The sequence below is a fragment of the Paenibacillus phyllosphaerae genome (assembly GCF_014192105.1).
Taxonomy (GTDB): domain Bacteria; phylum Bacillota; class Bacilli; order Paenibacillales; family Paenibacillaceae; genus Paenibacillus_Z; species Paenibacillus_Z phyllosphaerae.
Genome location: NZ_JACHXK010000016.1, coordinates 70,674 through 90,649 on the forward strand (window position 1 = coordinate 70,674; position 19,976 = coordinate 90,649).

General features: G+C 50.5%; 18 protein-coding genes. 10 read left to right on the forward strand and 8 right to left on the reverse strand.

Going from position 1 to position 19,976, the window contains the following annotated elements; all coding sequences use genetic code 11:
- Positions 1 to 98 precede the first annotated feature (98 nt).
- Both FHS18_RS25230 and FHS18_RS25235 read left to right on the forward strand, forming a co-directional pair.
- Positions 99 to 854: an ABC transporter ATP-binding protein gene (locus tag FHS18_RS25230; protein WP_183603164.1), complete on the forward strand. Its 756-nt coding sequence runs from the start codon at positions 99 to 101 to the stop codon at positions 852 to 854.
- Complete coding sequence (locus FHS18_RS25235) at positions 851 to 2,791, forward strand: FtsX-like permease family protein (RefSeq protein ID WP_183603165.1); 1,941 nt, start codon at positions 851 to 853, stop codon at positions 2,789 to 2,791. The genes FHS18_RS25230 and FHS18_RS25235 overlap by 4 nt, the downstream gene beginning before the upstream one ends.
- A gap of 90 nt (positions 2,792 to 2,881) precedes the next feature.
- On the opposite strand, the gene FHS18_RS25240 is transcribed toward FHS18_RS25235, so the two are convergent.
- Entirely contained in the window at positions 2,882 to 3,754 is an 873-nt protein-coding gene (locus FHS18_RS25240) for an AraC family transcriptional regulator (protein ID WP_246427902.1), read from the reverse strand.
- A gap of 196 nt (positions 3,755 to 3,950) precedes the next feature.
- Here FHS18_RS25240 and FHS18_RS25245 point away from each other — a divergent pair, with 196 nt between their 5' ends.
- The 4 genes from FHS18_RS25245 (at position 3,951) to FHS18_RS25260 (ending at position 8,978) form a co-directional block, all read left to right on the forward strand.
- Positions 3,951 to 5,111: a Gfo/Idh/MocA family protein gene (locus FHS18_RS25245; protein ID WP_183603166.1), complete on the forward strand. Its 1,161-nt coding sequence runs from the start codon at positions 3,951 to 3,953 to the stop codon at positions 5,109 to 5,111.
- Positions 5,112 to 5,131: 20 nt separating this feature from the next.
- A complete protein-coding gene (locus tag FHS18_RS25250; protein ID WP_183603167.1) occupies positions 5,132 to 6,208 on the forward strand; it encodes a Gfo/Idh/MocA family protein in 1,077 nt (358 codons plus the stop codon).
- A 26-nt stretch (positions 6,209 to 6,234) separates the two neighbouring features.
- Positions 6,235 to 7,650 (forward strand): glucuronate isomerase, encoded by a 1,416-nt coding sequence (gene uxaC / locus FHS18_RS25255; protein ID WP_246427903.1) that lies wholly within the window; start codon positions 6,235 to 6,237, stop codon positions 7,648 to 7,650.
- A gap of 362 nt (positions 7,651 to 8,012) precedes the next feature.
- Complete coding sequence (locus FHS18_RS25260) at positions 8,013 to 8,978, forward strand: hypothetical protein (RefSeq protein ID WP_183603168.1); 966 nt, start codon at positions 8,013 to 8,015, stop codon at positions 8,976 to 8,978.
- A 7-nt stretch (positions 8,979 to 8,985) separates the two neighbouring features.
- On the opposite strand, the gene FHS18_RS25265 is transcribed toward FHS18_RS25260, so the two are convergent.
- The gene (locus FHS18_RS25265; protein WP_183603169.1) at positions 8,986 to 9,483 is read right to left on the reverse strand and encodes an arsinothricin resistance N-acetyltransferase ArsN1 family A; all 498 of its coding nucleotides are present in this window, start codon (positions 9,481 to 9,483) and stop codon (positions 8,986 to 8,988) included.
- Positions 9,484 to 9,487: 4 nt separating this feature from the next.
- Complete coding sequence (locus FHS18_RS25270) at positions 9,488 to 10,033, reverse strand: NAD(P)/FAD-dependent oxidoreductase (RefSeq protein WP_183603170.1); 546 nt, start codon at positions 10,031 to 10,033, stop codon at positions 9,488 to 9,490.
- Positions 10,034 to 10,465: 432 nt separating this feature from the next.
- Between FHS18_RS25270 and FHS18_RS25275 the strand changes: the two genes are divergently transcribed.
- Positions 10,466 to 10,918, forward strand: coding sequence for a MarR family winged helix-turn-helix transcriptional regulator (locus FHS18_RS25275; protein WP_183603171.1), 453 nt, complete (start codon positions 10,466 to 10,468; stop codon positions 10,916 to 10,918).
- Positions 10,919 to 10,991: 73 nt separating this feature from the next.
- Positions 10,992 to 12,404, forward strand: coding sequence for an NAD(P)-binding domain-containing protein (locus FHS18_RS25280; RefSeq protein ID WP_183603172.1), 1,413 nt, complete (start codon positions 10,992 to 10,994; stop codon positions 12,402 to 12,404).
- 100 nt (positions 12,405 to 12,504) lie between these two features.
- Here the strand turns inward: FHS18_RS25280 and FHS18_RS25285 are convergent, their stop codons facing one another.
- From FHS18_RS25285 to FHS18_RS25300, 4 genes are all read right to left on the reverse strand, one after another.
- The gene (locus FHS18_RS25285; RefSeq protein ID WP_183603173.1) at positions 12,505 to 12,936 is read right to left on the reverse strand and encodes a protein-tyrosine phosphatase family protein; all 432 of its coding nucleotides are present in this window, start codon (positions 12,934 to 12,936) and stop codon (positions 12,505 to 12,507) included.
- Positions 12,937 to 13,058: 122 nt separating this feature from the next.
- A complete protein-coding gene (gene arsC, locus FHS18_RS25290) occupies positions 13,059 to 13,484 on the reverse strand; it encodes an arsenate reductase (thioredoxin) (RefSeq protein ID WP_183603174.1) in 426 nt (141 codons plus the stop codon).
- 28 nt (positions 13,485 to 13,512) lie between these two features.
- Positions 13,513 to 14,922, reverse strand: coding sequence for an arsenic transporter (locus FHS18_RS25295; protein ID WP_183603175.1), 1,410 nt, complete (start codon positions 14,920 to 14,922; stop codon positions 13,513 to 13,515).
- Positions 14,923 to 14,934: 12 nt separating this feature from the next.
- On the reverse strand, positions 14,935 to 15,249 hold the full coding sequence (locus tag FHS18_RS25300) for an ArsR/SmtB family transcription factor (protein WP_183603176.1): 315 nt from the start codon (positions 15,247 to 15,249) through the stop codon (positions 14,935 to 14,937).
- A gap of 276 nt (positions 15,250 to 15,525) precedes the next feature.
- Here FHS18_RS25300 and FHS18_RS25305 point away from each other — a divergent pair, with 276 nt between their 5' ends.
- Entirely contained in the window at positions 15,526 to 15,942 is a 417-nt protein-coding gene (locus FHS18_RS25305) for a hypothetical protein (RefSeq protein ID WP_183603177.1), read from the forward strand.
- 267 nt (positions 15,943 to 16,209) lie between these two features.
- Here FHS18_RS25305 and FHS18_RS25310 read toward each other — a convergent pair whose 3' ends face one another.
- Positions 16,210 to 18,549 (reverse strand): glycoside hydrolase family 127 protein, encoded by a 2,340-nt coding sequence (locus FHS18_RS25310; protein ID WP_183603178.1) that lies wholly within the window; start codon positions 18,547 to 18,549, stop codon positions 16,210 to 16,212.
- A 131-nt stretch (positions 18,550 to 18,680) separates the two neighbouring features.
- Here FHS18_RS25310 and FHS18_RS25315 point away from each other — a divergent pair, with 131 nt between their 5' ends.
- Entirely contained in the window at positions 18,681 to 19,532 is an 852-nt protein-coding gene (locus FHS18_RS25315) for a helix-turn-helix transcriptional regulator (protein WP_183603179.1), read from the forward strand.
- Positions 19,533 to 19,976 lie beyond the last annotated feature (444 nt).

Consider the following 19,976-nt stretch of genomic DNA (forward strand, 5'->3'; position numbering starts at 1 on the left):
AACAATGTCACATGCTTTTTGATTTTGTTCGGGCAATCGAAGGAAAACATCGTTCGTTAACGGTATGATGGGGTCATTAGAGTAAAGGAGCGAGGGCCATGGTCATTCTAGAGGCGAACAAAATCCGCAAAATATACGGCAACAAATTCAATAAGCAGGAAGTATTGAAGGGCATTGATCTTCAAGTTCATAAAGGCGAATTCGTGGGCATCATGGGCGCTTCGGGTTCCGGTAAGACGACCCTGCTGAACGTGCTGTCCTCGATCGATAAGCTCAGTGAGGGGACCATCGAGATTGAGGGCAAGCAATTCACGGGCATGAAGGAGAAAGAACTGGCTGAATTTCGCAAAAACCATCTCGGTTTTATCTTCCAGGAGTACAATCTGCTCGATACGCTGACCGTGAAGGAGAACGTGCTCCTGCCCTTATCGGTTCAGAAGGTGTCCAAGCGGGAAGCGCTTGAGAAATTCAAGCAGATCGCAACCGAACTCGGAATCTACGAGCTTGCCGACAAATATCCAAGCGAGATCTCGGGAGGCCAAAAGCAGCGGACATCCGCGGCGAGAGCTTTCGTGCATGATCCGAGCATTATATTTGCGGACGAACCGACGGGAGCGCTCGATTCGAAGTCGGCCTCCGACCTGTTGAACAAGCTGAGCAGCATGAATGGGAAGCATGCGGCGACGATTATTATGGTCACGCACGATCCCGTGGCGGCGAGCTACTGCAGCCGTATCGTGTTTATTAAGGATGGCCAGATTTATACCCAACTTCATAAAGGCGAGGAATCCCGGCAATCGCTCCTCAGCGATATTATGAAGACGCAAGGCGTGCTGGGCGGTGTTCAAGGGTGAGCCTAAGCACGATCATTATTCGGAACTTGAAGAAGAACATGAAGAATTACTATCTCTATGTATTCGCGCTTATATTCAGCGTCGGGCTGTACTTCTCCTTCGTCACGCTTCAGTATGATCCGGCCATGGATGAGGCCAAGGGCTCGGTCAAAGGCGCGGCGGCGCTTGGCGCGGCTTCCGTGCTGCTGGTTGCGATCGTCGCGGTCTTCCTGCTGTATGCGAACACGATCTTTATAAAGCGCAGAAGCAAGGAGATCGGCTTATTCCAATTGATCGGTCTCACGAAGGGACGCATATTCAAGATCCTAACCGCCGAGAATTTGATTCTTTACTTTGGTGCGATGGTGATCGGCATTGCGGCGGGATTCGCCGTCTCCAGGCTGATCCTGATGATTCTGTTCCGAATCGTCGGCATCGACGAGATCGCGGCCTTGCGATTCTCGCCGGAAGCGCTGCTGCAGACGGTCATCGTGTTCGCGGCCATCTATCTGCTCATCATGCTGATGAACTACACGTTCATCAAAGGGCAGACGATCCTGTCTCTGTTCCGGGTCGTGTCCGTATCCCAGAAGCCGGTCCAGAAAATGTCCGCGGTCGAAATCGTCGTCGGCATTCTCGGCATCGCGTTCATCCTGCTCGGCTATTATATTTCGGCGGGCTTGTTCACCGGCCGATTCACGGATATGAGCGAGCTGATGATGGCCATGATCTTCATTCTAGCAGCGGTCATCGTCGGTTCCTACTTATTCTACAAAGGGTCGGTCAGCTTTATCTTCAACGCGATCCGCAAAAGCAAGAACGGATACTTGTCTATCGGAGAAGTGCTGTCCCTGTCTTCCATCATGTTCCGCATGAAGTCGAACGCGCTGCTGCTCACGGTCATTACGACTGTATCGGCGCTTGCGATCGGGTTGCTCTCGCTCAGCTATATTTCATACTACTCCGCCGAGACGCAATCGCAGAGCGATGTTCCGAATGATTTCACGTTCGCCAATGCGGCAGAAAAAGACCGGTTCCTTGCGGAGCTGGATGCCAGCAAGATTGCCTACACGGTGATTCATAGAGAGCCCATATTCGTTGAGATGGATATATCAACGCTCACGTCTTCCGCGCTTCTCTCGGATGAGGACCACACCTTCATCGCGCCCGTGCTCAGCGAGACGATGGTCGACGGTATCGAGCTTGCGCCCAGCGAAGCGATCTTCATGGGTTACAGCGGGGCGCTCCAGAACTTCTTGGCGATGAAAGAAACCGGTGAATTCGACTTCATCGGACGAAGCGGCATGGTTCACCAACAGCTTATCGAGACGAAGGAAAGAAGCGTCTTGGCTTATCGATACAGCGGAGGCATCCCGACCGCGATCGTCGATGACAGCGTGTACAAGCAGCTTCGGCAAGACCTGCAAGACGAAGCGCAGAAGAAGGATCTGCAGGCGTATTACGGCGTAGACCTTAAGGATCAATCGCAGGTGAAAGAGGCGCAGCAAATTTTCGCGGACACGAATAAGGACGACTCGCTCTCTTCATTCTCGCAATACGAGATCTTGATGAACGGGCGGATGAACATGGGTTTGATTATGTTCATCGTCGCGTTCCTTGGCCTTACGTTCCTGATCACGTCAGGCTGTATCCTGTACTTCAAACAGATGGATGAGAGCGAGGAAGAGAAGCCGAATTATACGATCTTGCGCAAGCTTGGCTTCAGCCAAAGCAATCTGCTGCGGGGGATTATGTATAAGCAGCTGTTTAATTTCGGCATTCCGCTTATTGTCGGGTTGTCGCACAGCTACTTTGCGGTCAAATCGGGCTGGTTCTTATTCGGAACCGAACTCGTCACGCCAACGTTGATCGTCATGGCCTTGTATACGGGACTGTATTCGATCTTCGGCTTCCTCTCTGTGAGGTACTATAAGCAGGTGATTAAGGAATCGTTGTAAACGAAGACATAAACGCAGAAAGCCAACACATCCGAGAGATTCGGATGTGTTGGCTTCTTTTTCGCGCAAGCGACAGGAGCGGTCTGTAAATCAATGCGGCGTCCACTTCTTGCGGTATTGATGGGGGGTTACCCCGAGCTGCGATTTGAACAATTTGCAAAAATAAGAGCTGTTCACAAACCCGATCTCTTCGGCAATCTGCGAGACGGGCTTATTCGTCGTGGTCAACAGCCGAACGGATTGATGGATGCGCCGCGTCGCGATATATTCCGTGATCGTGATCCCGGTGGCTTCTTTGAAGAGATGGGACAAGTGGAATGGCGAGATATGCAGCGACTGAGACATCTCGTTGAGCCGGTACGGAACGGCGTAGTTGGCTTCGATCCAACTTAGAATATTCTCGACCTGATGCGTCTTCCGGCGAGTCTGATAGACGGCCGCATGCTGGTTCCGACGCTCCCATTCCTGTTTCAGCAGCCGGTACAGGTTAACCAGGAACAGGGAGATTTCCTCCTGTTTGTCCGCCTCCGGCAGCGTTGGCATGCGCTCGTTCATATTCCGAAACAAATGGTCCAGCAAGGTAAGGTCTTGCAACTCGTACAGGCAAGGGTAAGGAAGCTGCCCGGAACAAATGAAGGCATAAAAGTCATGCAGCGCAGGCCACTTGTCAAAATAATCCGCGAACATGGTCGGCTCGAATATGGCCATGGACCGTTCGAAGCTCTGGCCGCCAGCGTAGTCCAACGTCAGATGATGGAGTTGCAGAGGCTGGAAGATACAGAGCATGCCCGGCTTGATCTCATAGCGGTTGTTGTTCACGATCATGGTGCCCTTGCCCTCATGAATCAGCAAGATCTCGACGCCAAGATGGGAATGAAACGTCTCCCTATGCTCGTTATTTACGCTTGTGCGATGATAGGCAAAATACATGGGAACATCGCTGTAACTCATCGAAACCGGCAAGAAACTCGCCCCTTCACCTGGTCTTGTATGCGGTCTGGCTCTAGTACCACTATATCGGAGCAGTCGTGCGCGTTCAACGGGACCGAGAGAATAAAAACCGCAACCTAGCGTTATTTCTACCCAATATCGAAACACAATTGCATCGCCGTCTCGGCTATGATTTCACTATGAACTTCATTCCCTGGGAGGAACAGCCATGATCAAAGTAGCTATTATCGGTGCGGGAGCGATTTCGTCCGCGCATATCGAAAGTTATCTGCAATTCAAGGAACGCTGTACCATCGTGGCCTTATGCGACCTGTATCCCGAGAAAGCGGAAGCGAAGCGGGAGCAATTCGGACTGGATGCGGTAATCGTCAAAGATTACAAGGAGCTGCTCGACCGGGAGATCGACCTTGTGTCGGTGTGTATGCCTCCGTTCGTCCATGCGCCGGTTACGATCGATTTCTTGAATGCGGGCAGCCATGTCATCGTCGAGAAGCCGATGGCTTCGTCGCTTGAAGAATGCGACGCGATGATCGAAGTGGCGGAGAGAAGCGGGAAAGTGTTGTCCGTCGTCGCCCAGAACCGGTTCCGGAATCCGATCATGAAATTAAAGCATGTGCTGGATAGCGGGCTCGCCGGCAAAATTCTTCATGCCCAGATCGATTCGTTCTGGTGGCGGGGCCACTGCTATTACGACTTGTGGTGGCGCGGGACGTGGGAGAAAGAGGGCGGCGGACCAACGCTGAACCATGCGGTTCATCATATCGACGCCTTGCTCTGGATGCTCGGCCAGCCGAGCGAGCTTCAAGCCTTCATGAGCAACGTCGCCCACGATAACGCGGAAGTGGAGGACTTGTCCATCGCGATGCTCAAGTATCCGAACGGCAGCTTGGGTCAGATTACGAGCTCGGTCGTCCATCATGGCGAAGAGCAGCAGTTCATCTTCCAAGGGCAGAATGCCCGGATTTCGGCGCCATGGCGCGTAACGGCATCCGAGTCTTTGCCGAACGGCTTCCCGAAGCGGGACCAATCGCTGGAGGAGAAAATCCAACACTACTACGATAACCTGGAGGATCTGCCATACGAAGGCCACGCCGCGCAGATCGATAATGTGCTGCATGCCATCGAGACCGGGGAGCCGGTGCTGATCGACGGCGTCAGCGGCCGCAATACGTTGGAACTCATCATGAGCATTTACAAATCCGCAACCACCGGAGAGAAGGTCACGCTTCCCCTGCCTAAGGACGATCCGTTCTACACGCGGGAAGGTGTAATGAATAATGCGCCCCGCTTTTATGAGAAGGGTGCCGCCATCGAGAATTTCGCGGATCTCACCATTACGACGGGCAGCAATTATAAAGGGAATTCATAACCGAGATGGAGGACAAGACGATGACGAACAACGACGGCATGACCTATGCGCCGAAAGGCAAGCCCAACCCGGTGGTAGGCCCGGGCGAATTCACGATCGCGGCTATAGCGCTCGACCATGGTCACATTTATGGCATGGTCAACGGGCTGATCGAAGCGGGCGCAACTTTGAAGTGGGTCTATGATCGTGACCCTGCAAGAGCGGAAGCGTTCGCGCGCACCTATCCGCAAGTGAAGATCGCCGCTTCAGAAGAGGAGATTCTGGCCGATCCGCAAGTGCATCTGGTTGCCGGGGCGGCGATCACTTCCGAGCGCTGCGCGCTGGGACTTCGCGTCATGGACGCGGGCAAAGATTATTTTACGGATAAAGCTCCGTTCACGACGCTCGAGCAATTGGAATCGGCGCGTGCCAAAGTTCGTGAAACCGGCAAGAAATACGCGGTCTATTACAGCGAACGCATCCATGTGGAATCTGCGGTCTACGCAGGCGAGCTTATCGAGCAAGGCGCGATCGGACGCGTGCTCCAAGTCACCGGATTCGGCCCGCACCGCCTGAACGCGCCGTCCAGACCGGACTGGTTCTTCGAGCGGGAACAATATGGCGGCATTCTGTGCGATATCGGCAGCCATCAGGTCGAGCAATTCCTGTATTATGCCGGCTGTAAGAAGGCTGAGGTGCTGCACAGCAAAATCGCCAACTACAACAACCCTGACTATCCTGAGCTTGAAGACTTTGGCGATGCTACCCTGCTGGGGGACAACGGGGCCACGCAATATTTCCGGGTCGATTGGTTCACGCCGGACGGTCTAGGCACATGGGGGGACGGACGTACGATTATATTGGGCACCGAAGGATACATCGAGCTGCGCAAATATATCGATGTCGCCCGTGAACGGTCCGGCAACCACGTCTATCTGGTCAATCAAACGGGCGAATACCATTTCAATGTCAGTGGGCAGGTCGGCTATCCGTACTTCGGGCAGCTCATTCTGGATTGCCTGAACCGGACGGAGAACGCGATGACGCAGGAGCATGCCTTCATGGCGGCGGAACTGTGCTTGAGAGCGCAGCAGGAAGCGATCAGAATCGAGCAATAATACGATGCCAGAGGAGGGAATGAAGCTTGGGTAATGCTTTTATGGACGATCACTTTCTGCTCGAAAGTCCGGTCGCGCAGGCATTGTATCACGATTATGCCAAGCAGATGCCGATCATCGATTATCACTGTCATCTGAGTCCGCAAGAAATTCTCGAGAATAAGCGATACCGGAACCTGACGGAGGTATGGCTGTACGGGGACCACTACAAGTGGAGAGCCATGCGGGCGAACGGGATTGACGAAGCGCTGATCACCGGCGACGCGGACGATTATGAGAAATTTCTGGCGTATGCGCGGACCGTTCCGCTGCTGATCGGGAATCCGTTATATCATTGGACGCATCTTGAGCTGAGACGGTACTTCGGCATTGAAGAGCCTTTGAATGCGGATACGGCGCCGCGAATCTGGGAGCAGGCCAATGCGATGCTTGCCGGGGACGGGTTTGCCACGAGGGACTTTATTACGAAGTCCGACGTACGCGTCATTTGCACCACGGACGATCCGACCGACTCGCTCGAATATCATCGCATGATCCAGGAGGATCCAACCTTCCATGTCGCCGTGCTTCCATCGTTCCGTCCGGACAAAGGGCTGGAGATTAACGGATCAGGCTTCCTGCCTTGGATCGCGAAGCTGGAACAGGTGACGGGCCTAGCTATTACCGACTACGCAGCCTTATTGGCAGCGCTTGAGCGCCGGGTCGACTACTTCCATGCCGCCCAGTGCAGAGTGTCCGATCATGGCTTAAACGAAGTCCCTTATGCAGCGGGTACGGAAGCCGAGGCAGCTGCAGCATTCGCTAAGGCGCTTGCCGGGGAGACGGTAAGCCTTCAGGAGGAACAGCTCTACAAAACCTCGCTTCTCGTCTATTTGGGCCGGCAATATGCGAAGCGCGGGTGGGTCATGCAATACCATATGAACGTGCTTCGCAATAACAATACGCCGGCATTGAATCGTATCGGCGTGGATGCCGGATATGATTCGGTGAATGACGGGGTAATGGCCCGACCGTTATCCCGGTTGCTGGACGCGGTCGAGACCGCGGGCGGTCTGCCGAAGACCATTCTGTATTCGCTTAATCCCGCTCACAACCATGTCATCGGTTCGATGATCGGCAACTTCCAGGGCGGGGGCATCGCCGGCAAAATCCAGTTCGGTTCGGGCTGGTGGTTCAACGATACCAAAGAAGGCATGATCGCGCAGATGAAGTCGCTGGCCGAATTGGGCATGCTCAGCCGTTTCGTCGGCATGCTGACGGATTCGCGCAGTTTTCTCTCTTTTACCCGGCACGAGTATTTCCGGCGCATCCTATGTAATTTGCTCGGCGAATGGGTCGTCAAAGGCGAGTACCCGGACGACCGGCAACAGCTTGGCGCGATTGTGCAGCAGATTTGCTATGACAACGCGAGCCAGTACTTTCCTTTTCGGGTTCATCGCTAGTTGGAATAGCTTAGACAATGATCCAATACAGCCAAGATATCCTACTACTGGCAGCAATGTTCTATTGAAGCGGGGAAGTTTGACCTTTATAATTCTAGATGGACACGGTAATGCGCTGATTCCTTCGGGAGTCGGCGCATTTTTTTGCATATTAGCACGTGCAAGAGCCCTTACCCCATTGCTGTCCAAGACAATGGTCGAGTAGTAGGTAAATAACAATTTCATCCCTATGAGTCGTGAGATCCCTCACGGCTTATTTTTTTACAAGAAATCTCGCATTATTGCGATAGGAAGGGGAAGATCGCCTGATTAGAATGAGAGGGAATGCGTTTGTGGCAAGCGTGCATAGAGGAGGCTATACGTTGCTGGAGAAGATCTCGCAAGTCATAACTTACCCTATACCAGCCCCATTGCCGAGGAATCGGGATTACTCGGTATTCGTGCGGACGGAGGGCGGAGAGTGGAAGGAACTGGACGTCCTGCTCGTTAAGGTGGACATGCATCAGCTAAGGGAAGCCGCTATGGTCCAATTCGATTTCTCGGGCATTGTCGAGGTCGAAGTCGTATGCCATCGGGAAACGGTGCATCACGTGGCGATCCGCCCCTTATCGGCTGCTATCACGGCAGAAGTGATGGAAGAACGGCGTATCCGGTTTACGCTCCGCGAGCCCCGGAAGCTGTCGGTCGAGATTAACGGCGGAAGGTTCAATAATTTGCATTTGTTCGCCAAGGCGCTCGAGCGCAGACGGCCCGACCCGACGGATCCGGAAGTCGCCGTCATTGAGCCCGGCATCCACCGCATTGAGGATGTGCAAGCGAAGCTGCAAGATAGCAGCTACACGACGATCTATTTCAAACCAGGTATGCATCATATCGAGCAAGTCCTCATCCCGGTTCCGTCCGGCAAGCGAATCTATCTGTCTGGCCGGCGGGTCGTTCGTAGCGGGATCCTTTTGAATATTAGGAAAAATGAAAAAAGCGTAAACAGCGCGTATGGGCGATCGGCTGGAAGGCGCGGGTCCATTTGGAAGGAGTACCGCAAAAACAAATATTTGTTCTTCATGTTATTCCGGCATTCAACTGGCGTTCAAGGATTTCAGTCCGGTCAAAGGCATCTGGGGGAGTCCGTGGGTCGGATTGGAATATTTCAAGTTTCTGTTCTTCCAGTCGCCGGACTTTGGCCGGATCCTCCGGAACACGGTCCTCATCAGCTGTTACAACCTCGTCTTCGGCTTCCCGGCGCCGATCATTCTGGCGCAGCTGCTGAACGAGATCCAAATCGGCATCTTCAAGCGATTCGCGCAGTCGATCACGTATATTTCCCCTAATTAAAAACTAATTTATCAACTTCTCCATTGCCATAACGTCAACGAACTCTCCGTCCAAAATGCCCTGTTTTTGAAATACACCGACTTCACGGTACCCTTGTTTCCGATACAACCCTTGCCCCAGACCATTATAAGAAAAAGTAAAGAGAACAATTTTGTAAAAGCCATTCCGTTCTGCCGTCTCTTCTAACTCCCGAAGTAGCCTTTGACCGATTCCTTTGCCTCTGTGAGCTCTTTCAATGTAAATGGACAAGTCAGCAACACCATCATATGCCGCGCGCGGAGAATACCTATTCAGTGCCGCCCAGCCAATAATGGAATCATTATGCTCAGCCACAAGAACCGAATAACGATCACCGTGGTTACTAAACCAAGTAGTCATGTATTCAAGATCTTTCGTATCCATCTCCAGTGTGGCTATACGATCTTCTATACCTTGATTGTAAATGTCCAGGATCGTCTGCAGATCTTGAGCGTTTGCCATTCTAACTGTGAGTGCCGACATACAATTACCTCCGACGAATCGAATTAATAATGGTTTTTGAGGTTTTTCCCAACCCCAGTATAAATCGGAATGTAGGACCGTGACTACGTGAAGACAGCGGTCCCGCAAAATAAAGTCCGCTTATACTGCTTTCGAAATGTTCGTTTAAACGGGGATATTCAATGCTGCCTGTTTCTCTAACAATTGCTGATTTAAGCTCCGTATCCAAGAAAGGCAGTTTATCAAAATTAATAATAAATCCAGTGGCAACAATAACATGATCTGCAATTATGCGATCCCCGTTAGAAAGCTCTAACTGCACTCGATTATCTAAAGCGACAGCGCGCTCAATTGATGTACTGCTTATCTGAGGGACCTTGCCATCCACATAAGGTTTAAGAAAGTGAGCGATTGGCACCGTCATGTCTGCGATTTGTCTCAACTTCTTCTTCAGAAAATGCGGCAGCTTGAAGAAAATGTTACCGATCTGCCTAAGGATAACTTCTTGGGTGCGATTGCCGCCGTAAACAGGAGCACTCTTTCGAAATACGATCTGTACGTTAGAATTCACTTGGTGAAGAAGTGCCGCAGCTTCCCATGCACTCTGTCCACTTCCGATTACGACCGTATCTTTTCCTCGGAATTCCTCAAAGCTTGTGTATCCAAGAGTGTGCGAAACCAGTGTTCGGGGTAATCCTTGGAATTTTGAAGGTATAGCGGCCCTCTGGATCCGAAAAACTCGCTAGGTCATGTGGTGTCCGAATGAACATATTCTGCGGCATTTGGTTTTCCCAGAAATCCATGGGATACCCCAGCAACTTATACGACAAGTTACTTGCAACTGCATGTGCGGCAACTGATATACCATATGGACCTGCTCCAATAATAATAAGATCTAACATACAATGCCCTCCCAAGATCAATAAATTTCTTGGCTCGATTATACACAAACATTTGCATTTTGCAAATATTAGTGCTATAACTGTATCAGGAGGTTATGACAATGGAAAACGTACGAAATTTGTTTCAGCTGCTTTCGAGAAACTTTGGATTATTGAATGAGCAGTGCTGCGATAACTGCTGTGGTCAAGAGATTTCTCCCGTCCAAAGTCATATCTTGTATGAGATCAACCGGCAGCACCAACCCTCGATGCAGGAAATCGCAGGCGCTTTAGGAATGGACATCACAACCTTTAGCAGACAGGTCAAAACCTTGGTGGATAAGGGATTTGTCAAGAAAACTCCCCATCCAGCCGACAATCGCATAAATATCTTGTCCTTAACTCCTGAAGGGCTTGGGATCGAGAATAACATTAATCTTACTGTAAATACTCAGCTTCATAGCGTTCTCTCCACCATGACAGAATTCGAAAGAGAGACAGTTATACGGTCCATCAAACTCTTTAATGACGCTATGCAGAAATCAACGTCTTCTTGCTGTACACCTCCAAAGTAAGGGAGGTTTTCTTTTCGACTTATAATTGCGAATTACAAATATTAAGCCTGTTTTAATTAAGGAGGATGAAGAAATGTTGAACCAATTACCAACAGCAATCATTGGCGGCGGTCCAGTGGCATTAGCAGCAGCAGCCCAGCTTGTAAAAAGAAATATGCCCTTTGTGCTGTTTGAAAGAGGAGCCTCTGTTGGAGCGTCTGTGCTCAGTTGGCAGCATGTAAGAATGTTTTCTCCCTGGGAATTCAATATCGATTCTGCTGCAAAGGAACTTTTATTGGAAACAGGATGGAACATGCCGCCGGAAGAGCTAATGCCCACTGGTGAGGAACTAGTTAATCAATACTTGGAGCCGCTATCCCAATTGGAACAAATCAAGCCCTTCATCAATCTCGACTCGACCGTGAAAGCTATTCACCGTAAAGGCTTCGATAAGATGAAGACTGCTGGTCGCGAACAGGCCCCTTTCATTGTTAAATATGAGAAGCAAGGTCAATCCCTTCGTTTAGAAGCTTCGGCGGTAATTGATGCAACAGGAACTTGGCTTACTCCAAATCCAATTAACGCAAGCGGTATTGCGGCTGACGGTGAAAAGGAAAACAGGCTTCACATCACCTATGGTATTCCGGACATTTTAGGCTCGAGCAAAGAACGATATGCCGGTAAAAATATTGTGGTTGTAGGTAGTGGGCACTCCGCTATTCAGTCGCTTACGCTCCTTCACGAACTGAAACTGGAAGTTCCAGAAACCACGATCCATTGGGTACTAAGAAAGCAGTCCGTCGCGGAGGCCTTCGGCGGTGGAGAAAACGATGGTTTACCTGCACGGGGCGAGCTTGGAACACGTGCAAACCAATATGTACGGAACGGGAATGTTCTGGTGCACACACCATTCCTCATTGATCAGATTAGGAAAAGTGAAGAGACATCCACGCTCTCACTTCAGGGATCGATGTTAGATCGAGAATATTCGATTGATAAACTTGATGAGATTATCGTGGCAACAGGGGCTAGACCGGATTTTTCCTTTCTCCGAGAACTGCGCTACGCTGCGGACTCAGCTATCGAATCCGTACCACTATTGGCTGACTTAATAGACCCCAATATCCATAGCTGCGGCACTGTTCGTCCACACGGTGAAGCTGAGCTTCGCCAACCTGAGAAGAATTTCTATATTGTGGGTTCTAAGAGCTACGGCCGCGCACCAACATTCTTACTTGCTACAGGTTATGAACAGGTTCGCAGTGTTGTGGCTGCTTTAGCGGGGGATTTTGATGCCGCTCGTGAGGTAAAACTCCACCTCCCTGAAACTGGTGTTTGCTCAGTTCCGAAGTCCTTACTAGCCGTTACTGAAAACGATAACTGTTGCGGCCCAAAACCAAAGAAACTTTCAATCAAGCCCTTGATTGTAGCTTCCCCAAGTAGTTGCTGTGGGACTACGAATCAAGAAATTAATACACCTTCCTGTGGCCCATCTACTTGCTCTTAAGAGTGACAGGACAAGAAAGAGAAAGCATGATACCCGGCCAGTTCGTTGCTGCTAACTACAAAGCGGAGAGCCCAATTGGAGCTCTCCGCTTTGTTTAACTTTACTTATACAGCTTTCCCAACGCCTCACGTTGTGGAGGCTTGATATTAACTTTTGGTCGGATAGACTTTGCTAGGGCTTCAGCCTCATCAATGGATTGGCTGTTTCCCAACTCAATCAGCGTTCCTGCCGCAACAGCACCGGTTCTGCCGCTGCCGCCGCCACAATGGAATCCCACTTTCTTACCACTCTTGTATGCCTCTACAACGTGTTCTATGGCTTGTTTAAACAATTGATCTTGCGGACCATCTGCATTGTCCCCGAGCGGCACCTGAATCCACTTTAAGTTCTCGTTTGGATATGCGCATTCGGTTGCTTCTCCTCGTAAATCTACAACGACTTCAATACCCTCATTTTTAAACATATCCTCGACATCAGCAGCCCCTCCGAAAAAGATTTTATCTTCAACGAGGCTTTGATAATTCTTTTGCATGTTATCGTTCCCCTTATATTCGTTTGAATAAATAAACCCACACCTTGTCCTGTACGGCATAGCAGCAAGTGGTGTTCAAGATCGGAGCACATCTGAAAAGATTGTGCGCCCCATTATGATTATTATTTACCAGTCTCAACGAAAGCACTGATACGACGTTTAATCGAATCTCGCACTTCACGGAACTTAGCTGTGATCTCTTCCTCAGTTCCCGTTGCCTTTGCAGGATCATCAAAGCCCCAATGCCATTTCACTACGTTTTTATTCGAGATAACCGGGCAGTGCTCGTCAGCGTGACCGCAAAGTGTAATAACGTAATCGGCACGATTGAGAATCTCAGGGTCAATTACGTCGGAAGTATGGCTTGTAATATCGATGCCAGCTTCCTTCATCGTTGCAACAGCACGAGGGTTCAAACCATGCGCTTCGAGACCCGCGCTCTTTACTTCGTATTTATCTCCACCGAGCTCTTTCAGGAAGCCATCAGCGATTTGACTGCGGCAAGAATTTCCCGTGCACAAAAAATAAACGAGTGGTTTCTTCTCCATAAATAAGTTCTCCTTATATTTGAAATGGTTAATTAACGGCATTGCTTTTACTGTTCTTACCGGATTGAAGCTTATTGAAGATAAACAAAGTAAGACCCGCTATAACTGCAATCGCTGCGATGATGATCCAGATGTTCATCGTAACGGAATCGATCACCAACAACCATAAATACAAACCAATAAGGGTGATGAGAAGCGTCGGAACGGTCAACATGATGCCAACCTTAAAGTAATAACCCCAGCCGATTTTCACGCCCTTTTGAGCAAGAACATGGAGCCATAGCAGTGTTGCAAGTGACCCGATCGGTGTGATTTTTGGTCCTAGATCAGAACCAATGACATTGGCATAAATTAATGATTCTCTAACGATGCCTTCTGTCTGTGTTCCTTTTATCGCTAGCGCATCGATCATAACTGTAGGCATGTTATTCATGATGGAGGACAGAATGGCCGCGATAAAACCAGCACCGACCGTGGAGACGAATAAGCCTTGCTCACTAACCCACTGGAATACTTTCCCCAATTCGTCTGTTAAACCAACATTACGCAGTCCGTATACAACCACGTACATGCCGATGGAGAATACAACAACAGCCCAAGGCGCGCCCTTTGCCAACTTCCATGTGTGAATCACATGACTCTGTCTTGCAAAGAACAAGAACACAATTGCCGCTATACCTGCGATAATGGAAACCGGCACATGGATGAATTCACTCAACATGTACGCGACCAAAAGCACTCCAAGTACAATCCATGAAAGTCGGAACAACCGCATGTCTCTAATTGCATCTTTCGGCTTCTTCAGCTGTTTCAGGTCATAGTCCGTTGGAATGTTTTTACGGAAGTAAAAGAACAGAACGAACAAGCTCGCCACAACTGAGAAAAGAGTAGGGACGATCATGCGACTGGCATAATCAACAAAAGTAATCCCGAAGAAATCAGACGATACGATGTTGACTAGGTTACTAACCACTAATGGCAACGATGCTGTATCCGAGATAAAACCGCTGGCCATGATAAACGGTAAAATCATTCGGTCATCAAACTTCAGGGCTCTAACCATTGCGAGCACGATCGGAGTCAAAATTAGTGCTGCTCCGTCATTCGCAAAAAACGCCGCCACAGCTGCGCCAAGCAAGATCACGTACACGTACATTCGCCTTCCGTTTCCTCCGGCAAACCGGGCCATATGTAAAGCAGCCCATTCAAAGAATCCAATTTCATCGAGAATTAAAGAGATCAGGATAACGGCCACGAACGCAAGCGTTGCGTTCCATACAATTTGCGTAACGTCCCATACGTCGGTGAAATTTACGACACCGAATAGCAAGGCAATAATGGCACCGCCAGCAGCAGACCATCCGATGTTAAGCCCTTTTGGCTGCCAAATGACAAATACCAACGTCACTAGGAAAATAACTGATGCAATAGCTAACATGGTACCTCCCGATCAGTCACATTTAATACCTTCCCGTGCAGAAATCTCTTCTTTCATGGAAGGGAGTTGCTGCATGATGCTGTACAAATGAGGTTTATCTTCGATATTCAAGGAATAATAAATCCATTGGCTTCGCCTGGTTTCATTGACAAGTCCGCCAAGTTTTAACTTTCTTAAGTGTTGGCTTATATTGGGTTGTGTGGTTTGCAAAATATCGACAATGTCACAAACGCACATTTCCTTCTCTTTCAGCAAGGCCATTATGGTTAACCGCGTCTTATCCGAGAGGAGTTTCATACACTCAGACAATTCATCAATTGTATTCATCACGAATTCCCCTTTCTTCTTCAAGTATCGGTTTGGATAGTTGTATTATATACGCAGGTTCTTATATAAGTAAACATTAATATAAACATTCAGTTATATATGATGGGAATTATAGATTTAGCTTAACAGGAGACGCTAGTTCAACAAAACGGCGGTAGATGAAGAACATAAATGGCCGTCTCGAAGGCATGTGATTCGGGTGCTCAGAGAGCGGGCCTTTAAACCTCGGCGAGAAAATCTACAAGAAATCTTGCATTATTGCGATAGTCATGCGAAATGAAAATGCAACTTGGTCGCAAAGCGGTCGTGGGCGACACGAACTGGACGAACTACTCGTTCCGCGCGAAAGCGACGAAGAAGAAGGGCATCCGAGGATTCATTCTGTACTTCGGCCATCTGGATGAAGCGAATTGCACGATGTGGGAGGTCGGGAGCTTCACTAATACGGAATCGATGATTCATGCCATGTCCAGCGGGACGAGATCGTGCCTGACGCAAAACCTGCTGTCGATTGAGCTTGACGTGGAAGACGAGCTGGAAGTGCGGGTGGAAGGCCGGAAGATCCGTACTTTCCTCGATGGCGAGTTGGTTAGCGAGACGGAGCATCTCGTGCCTGTCATTGAGCCGCTGTACTACTCGGCGAGCGTGGAAGAGGCAAGCGGTGACGTAATCGTTAAAGTCGTAAACGCCTAGGATGTAGTCGTTCCGGCTCAGCTTCAGCTTGCCGACATGGTTACGGACAAACTCGCGGTCGATATTTATGAGTTGTCGGGTCATACGCTGGATGAAGTGACTAGCTTCGAAGCTCCGGAGAAAATTATACCGCAGCTAAGGAGCATGCAGACAACCACGGATCATATCAACTATGAATTCCCGAAACATTCCGCACGGTGTTCCGGATGAGAAAAGGATAAAAAAACCGATGTCCGTCATCTGACGGTCATCGGTTTACGAATTCCCTTAATTACTGCTCGCGTCGTTGCTCCACTGCTCCGACTTCAGCCGATCAATCACCCGAATGCCGAACACGCCGCCGGCAACTCCGCCATCCGTCGAAGCGAACTTCACTTCCACCTGTTCGACGCCGCTAAAGAGCTCTTCCGGGATATCGTACTGCACGTCGAACAGCTGCTCCGGATGCTGAGCTTCCAGCTTCTGGCGAGCGATGACGTGTTCATTGATCAGAATATCGAATTCCCGTTGTTGAAGTCCCCGATCATGATGGATTGGGCCGTCACTGCCGTAGTAAGTCACTTGAAGGGCCATCGGCCGGCCAGGCACGACCTTCATGCGGTAACTGAAGTAACCGCCGCTCTCCGCGATGCGATAACCTTGCTGCGCATGAGCGGAGTAGCCCGATTTCGACTCCTGTGACGCAATGCCATGCTCGACTTCCGACTGCTGCTCATGGGGACTCACGGCATCGACCGTTATCGCATGGAGCCGCTGCCGCTCCGCTTTCTCGTGATCCACATAGCTCCCGTATTGTTCTTTGTTCATGAGCGTCCAATAGATGGTGTAGCGCTGATGATGAAGCTCGTAGAACGGGATCAGCGTAATACGCTGGCTGCCCGGTTCGCCGATGGCGTCCGTTACGAAGGTCAGCGGTTTTCCCTCTACCGGCATAATCCACTTCTTCACATCGTCCTCGTCCGTGACCAGAATCGGGACGTCAATGAGCGGATGCTGGTGCAGCTTAAGATGATTGTCGACGATATCGCACGCCGGGAAATGATCTCGGCCCAATGCGCCGGCAAGCACGACCGGTCCGTACATGAAGCCCACCTTCTTCGCGTCTTCCTTCGAACGGTAGACATGAAGATCCATCGGCAGCGTGACGGCGATGACGTCGCCCGTATTCCAGACCCGATCAATCTCCAAATACCCTTGCTCCGAGCTGGAGTAAGTCTCGGTATCGCCAACGACGGCCGTAACCGCTCCGGCAGCCCAATACGGGATGCGAATACGAAGTTTCATACGTTCGCCGCCGGCTTCCTCTAGCGTAATGCGCGTCTCGTTCGAGCGCGGGAAATCCGTTTCCTGACGCAGCACAAGTTTCCCGTCCTGCAAGACGGCCTTAGAGCTGATGAACAAGTTGACGTAAACCGCGTCGCGATCGGCGAAGTAGATATCGCGCGTATATAAGGCCGGGTTTTCCATGCCTGTCCCGGTGCAGCACCAGAAAGAATGGTCATCGGTTCCGTACACCTTGAAGTGGCCAGGCTCGGTGGAGATGAAATACATTTTCGCGCCGGAGTCTGGATCCTGCGAAGCCAGGATATGGTTGTACAGCGCCCGCTCGTAGAAATCCATATATTCGGCATTCGGCGACCATTGGAACAAGAGTCGGGTCAGCTTGAGCATATTGTAGGTGTTGCACGTCTCTGCCGTCTCCACGCCCAGTTTCTCCGAATCTTTTTTGCGAAAATGCTCGAAAATGCTGTTGCCGCCAATGATATAGGAACGGCCCCGCGTTACCTCTTGCCAGAAGAATTCGGCCATCTTCCGGTACTTCTCTTCCCCGGTGATCGTATAAAGCTTGGCCGCTCCGATCACTTTCGGAATCTGCGTATTTGCATGCTTGCCTTCCAGTTCGTCTACGCCGCGGGAGAGCGGCTCCAGAATAGCCTGGTGGCAAAAACGGACCGCTAGCGCCAAATAATCGCGGTTCCCCGTGATGAGGTAGAGATCCGCCATCGCTTCGTTCATGCCGCCATGTTCGCAGATCAGCATGCGTTGGAATTGCTCCTCCGTCAGCCGGTCGGTGCCTTGTTTGGCCCATTCGGCCAGCTTGATGACGACCTCGAGCGCCTTCTGGCTCCCCGTCAGCTTGTAGGCATCAATCAGACCGGCATAAATTTTGTGGATGCTATACCACGGTACCCAAGAACCGCCCAAACCGAAGTTATGCACTTCAAAATCGCCATTGCCATCAAAAACGCGATCGAAGCAGTCGCGCGGGAATCCGCTGACATATCCATCCGGATCATGCGATTGAACGAAGGCCAGCTCGTCGATGGCCTGATTCAGCCGCTGTTGCAGCACGTCGTCCCCCGTGACGGCAACCATTGCGGCGGAAGCGGACAACCAGTGTCCGATGGAGTGACCCGCGATCGGCGTCGACTCCCAACCGCCATAGCGTTCCTTCTTCGGCTGCAGCTTGGCCGCCTCATAACACGGCGCCGCCAGGCGATCCACATCCATACGCAGCAAATAGTCTCTTCCCGTTTCTTGCGAACTCTTGAATAACCCGTCCAACAGGATCGTCTGGCTCGCGGCTTGCGCAGAAGTTTCCACCATGAATTTCATCGCTCCAATATATGAAATTTGATTGTTCACTTCCACCAGTGTATCCTTGTAAATAATCGGTTTCTACGAACGAATCCACCTAATTTCTTATAATATTTCACACAAAAAGAAAGGGAGTTTAAATGAATAAGATTCTGTTCGAGCTCCCGCCGATGCCGTATTACATCACGATTGGACAGACGCATTACGAACCGGGACAGCAGCATCCGAATCGACGCAATCTCGGCGTGTTTGATCTCCTGTTTGTCCTTCAAGGGACGCTCTTCATGGGTGAAGACGAGAAGCAATGGCAAGTCCGCCAAGGCCAGTCGCTGCTGCTCCTTCCCGATCGGTATCATTACACGACGGCCGTTTGCGCGGAAGAGACGATCTTTTATTGGATCCATTTTGAGTATCACGGCACATATCGCGAGGTAAGCGATCCCCGTGCTTCTCTCCCGATCCGGCATGCATGGGCGAATCCTTACTACCTCAAACTGCCGCAGCATTCGGCGCCGCGGCAGTTCGCCAGCATTGTGCGTCTGCTCGAGCTGATGCACGAGCAGACGACCGCGAATGGCGCAACGGCCTATTGGAAGGAACAGCAGCGGTTCATGGATTTGATCCAGCTGCTCGAAGAGGAAGAGCAGGACGATTCCGCCGCAAGTTCGGTCGTCAAGCTGGCCGAGCGGACAGAGGCCTTTCTGCGCCGCCATTATCAGCAGGACTTGACCAATGAGACATTGGCCGAGTCGCTTCATTTTCACTCGAATTACATTGTCCGGTGCATGAAGGAAACCTATCAATGCACGCCGATGGAATACCTGCTGCAGTATCGCCTAGAGCAGGCCAAGCTGCTGCTGATCAAGACCGAATGGCCGATCGCCAAAGTCGGCGAGCAGGTGGGGTTTCATTATGCGCCGTATTTCTCCAGCTGCTTCAAACGTCAGATCGGGATGACCCCGCTATCCTTCCGGAAGCTTTATGCGCCCTGAACCCTTCCGTAACGATCCAATCAAAAAAGAACCCAACCTTGCCATTCTGCAAAGTTGGGTTCTTTCGGTTCTTGGAATCCAGGCTAACGGTCAGATCTTCTACCTTGGTCTAATTGCAATTCAATTATTAGATTAAGGTGCAACGACTGCGAAGGTGGCGCGAACTGGCTATTAAGGCGTACCGATCACATGGTCGGGCGATCGGCTCGATATGTTGCATTTATACGAGCCCGCAAGTCGAAGGCCGCTCCCGTCAGAGCGGCCTTTTTTCTATTCATTTTGACCCCGATCAACTTCTTAAATTCCCGCATATCAAGCTTAAAAAACAGCATACTAAGCGATTTGGGTCTATGATACCTTTAAGACACGGAAATGAAAGCGGTGCACATTCATCCCGCACTGCTCCTTCTAACGAATGAAGCGACACATAAAGGGAGGCTCACC

What these genes read in the sequence shown, in the direction of transcription:
- FHS18_RS25230 (WP_183603164.1), top strand. Translation starts at nt 99, where the DNA reads ATGGTCATTCTAGAGGCGAACAAAATCCGCAAAATATACGGCAACAAA.
- FHS18_RS25245 (WP_183603166.1), top strand. Translation starts at nt 3,951, where the DNA reads ATGATCAAAGTAGCTATTATCGGTGCGGGAGCGATTTCGTCCGCGCAT.
- FHS18_RS25250 (WP_183603167.1), top strand. Translation starts at nt 5,132, where the DNA reads ATGACGAACAACGACGGCATGACCTATGCGCCGAAAGGCAAGCCCAAC.
- FHS18_RS25265 (WP_183603169.1), bottom strand. Translation starts at nt 9,483, where the DNA reads ATGTCGGCACTCACAGTTAGAATGGCAAACGCTCAAGATCTGCAGACG.
- FHS18_RS25275 (WP_183603171.1), top strand. Translation starts at nt 10,466, where the DNA reads ATGGAAAACGTACGAAATTTGTTTCAGCTGCTTTCGAGAAACTTTGGA.
- FHS18_RS25280 (WP_183603172.1), top strand. Translation starts at nt 10,992, where the DNA reads ATGTTGAACCAATTACCAACAGCAATCATTGGCGGCGGTCCAGTGGCA.
- FHS18_RS25285 (WP_183603173.1), bottom strand. Translation starts at nt 12,936, where the DNA reads ATGCAAAAGAATTATCAAAGCCTCGTTGAAGATAAAATCTTTTTCGGA.
- arsC (WP_183603174.1), bottom strand. Translation starts at nt 13,484, where the DNA reads ATGGAGAAGAAACCACTCGTTTATTTTTTGTGCACGGGAAATTCTTGC.
- FHS18_RS25295 (WP_183603175.1), bottom strand. Translation starts at nt 14,922, where the DNA reads ATGTTAGCTATTGCATCAGTTATTTTCCTAGTGACGTTGGTATTTGTC.
- FHS18_RS25300 (WP_183603176.1), bottom strand. Translation starts at nt 15,249, where the DNA reads ATGAATACAATTGATGAATTGTCTGAGTGTATGAAACTCCTCTCGGAT.
- FHS18_RS25305 (WP_183603177.1), top strand. Translation starts at nt 15,526, where the DNA reads ATGAAAATGCAACTTGGTCGCAAAGCGGTCGTGGGCGACACGAACTGG.
- FHS18_RS25310 (WP_183603178.1), bottom strand. Translation starts at nt 18,549, where the DNA reads ATGGTGGAAACTTCTGCGCAAGCCGCGAGCCAGACGATCCTGTTGGAC.
- FHS18_RS25315 (WP_183603179.1), top strand. Translation starts at nt 18,681, where the DNA reads ATGAATAAGATTCTGTTCGAGCTCCCGCCGATGCCGTATTACATCACG.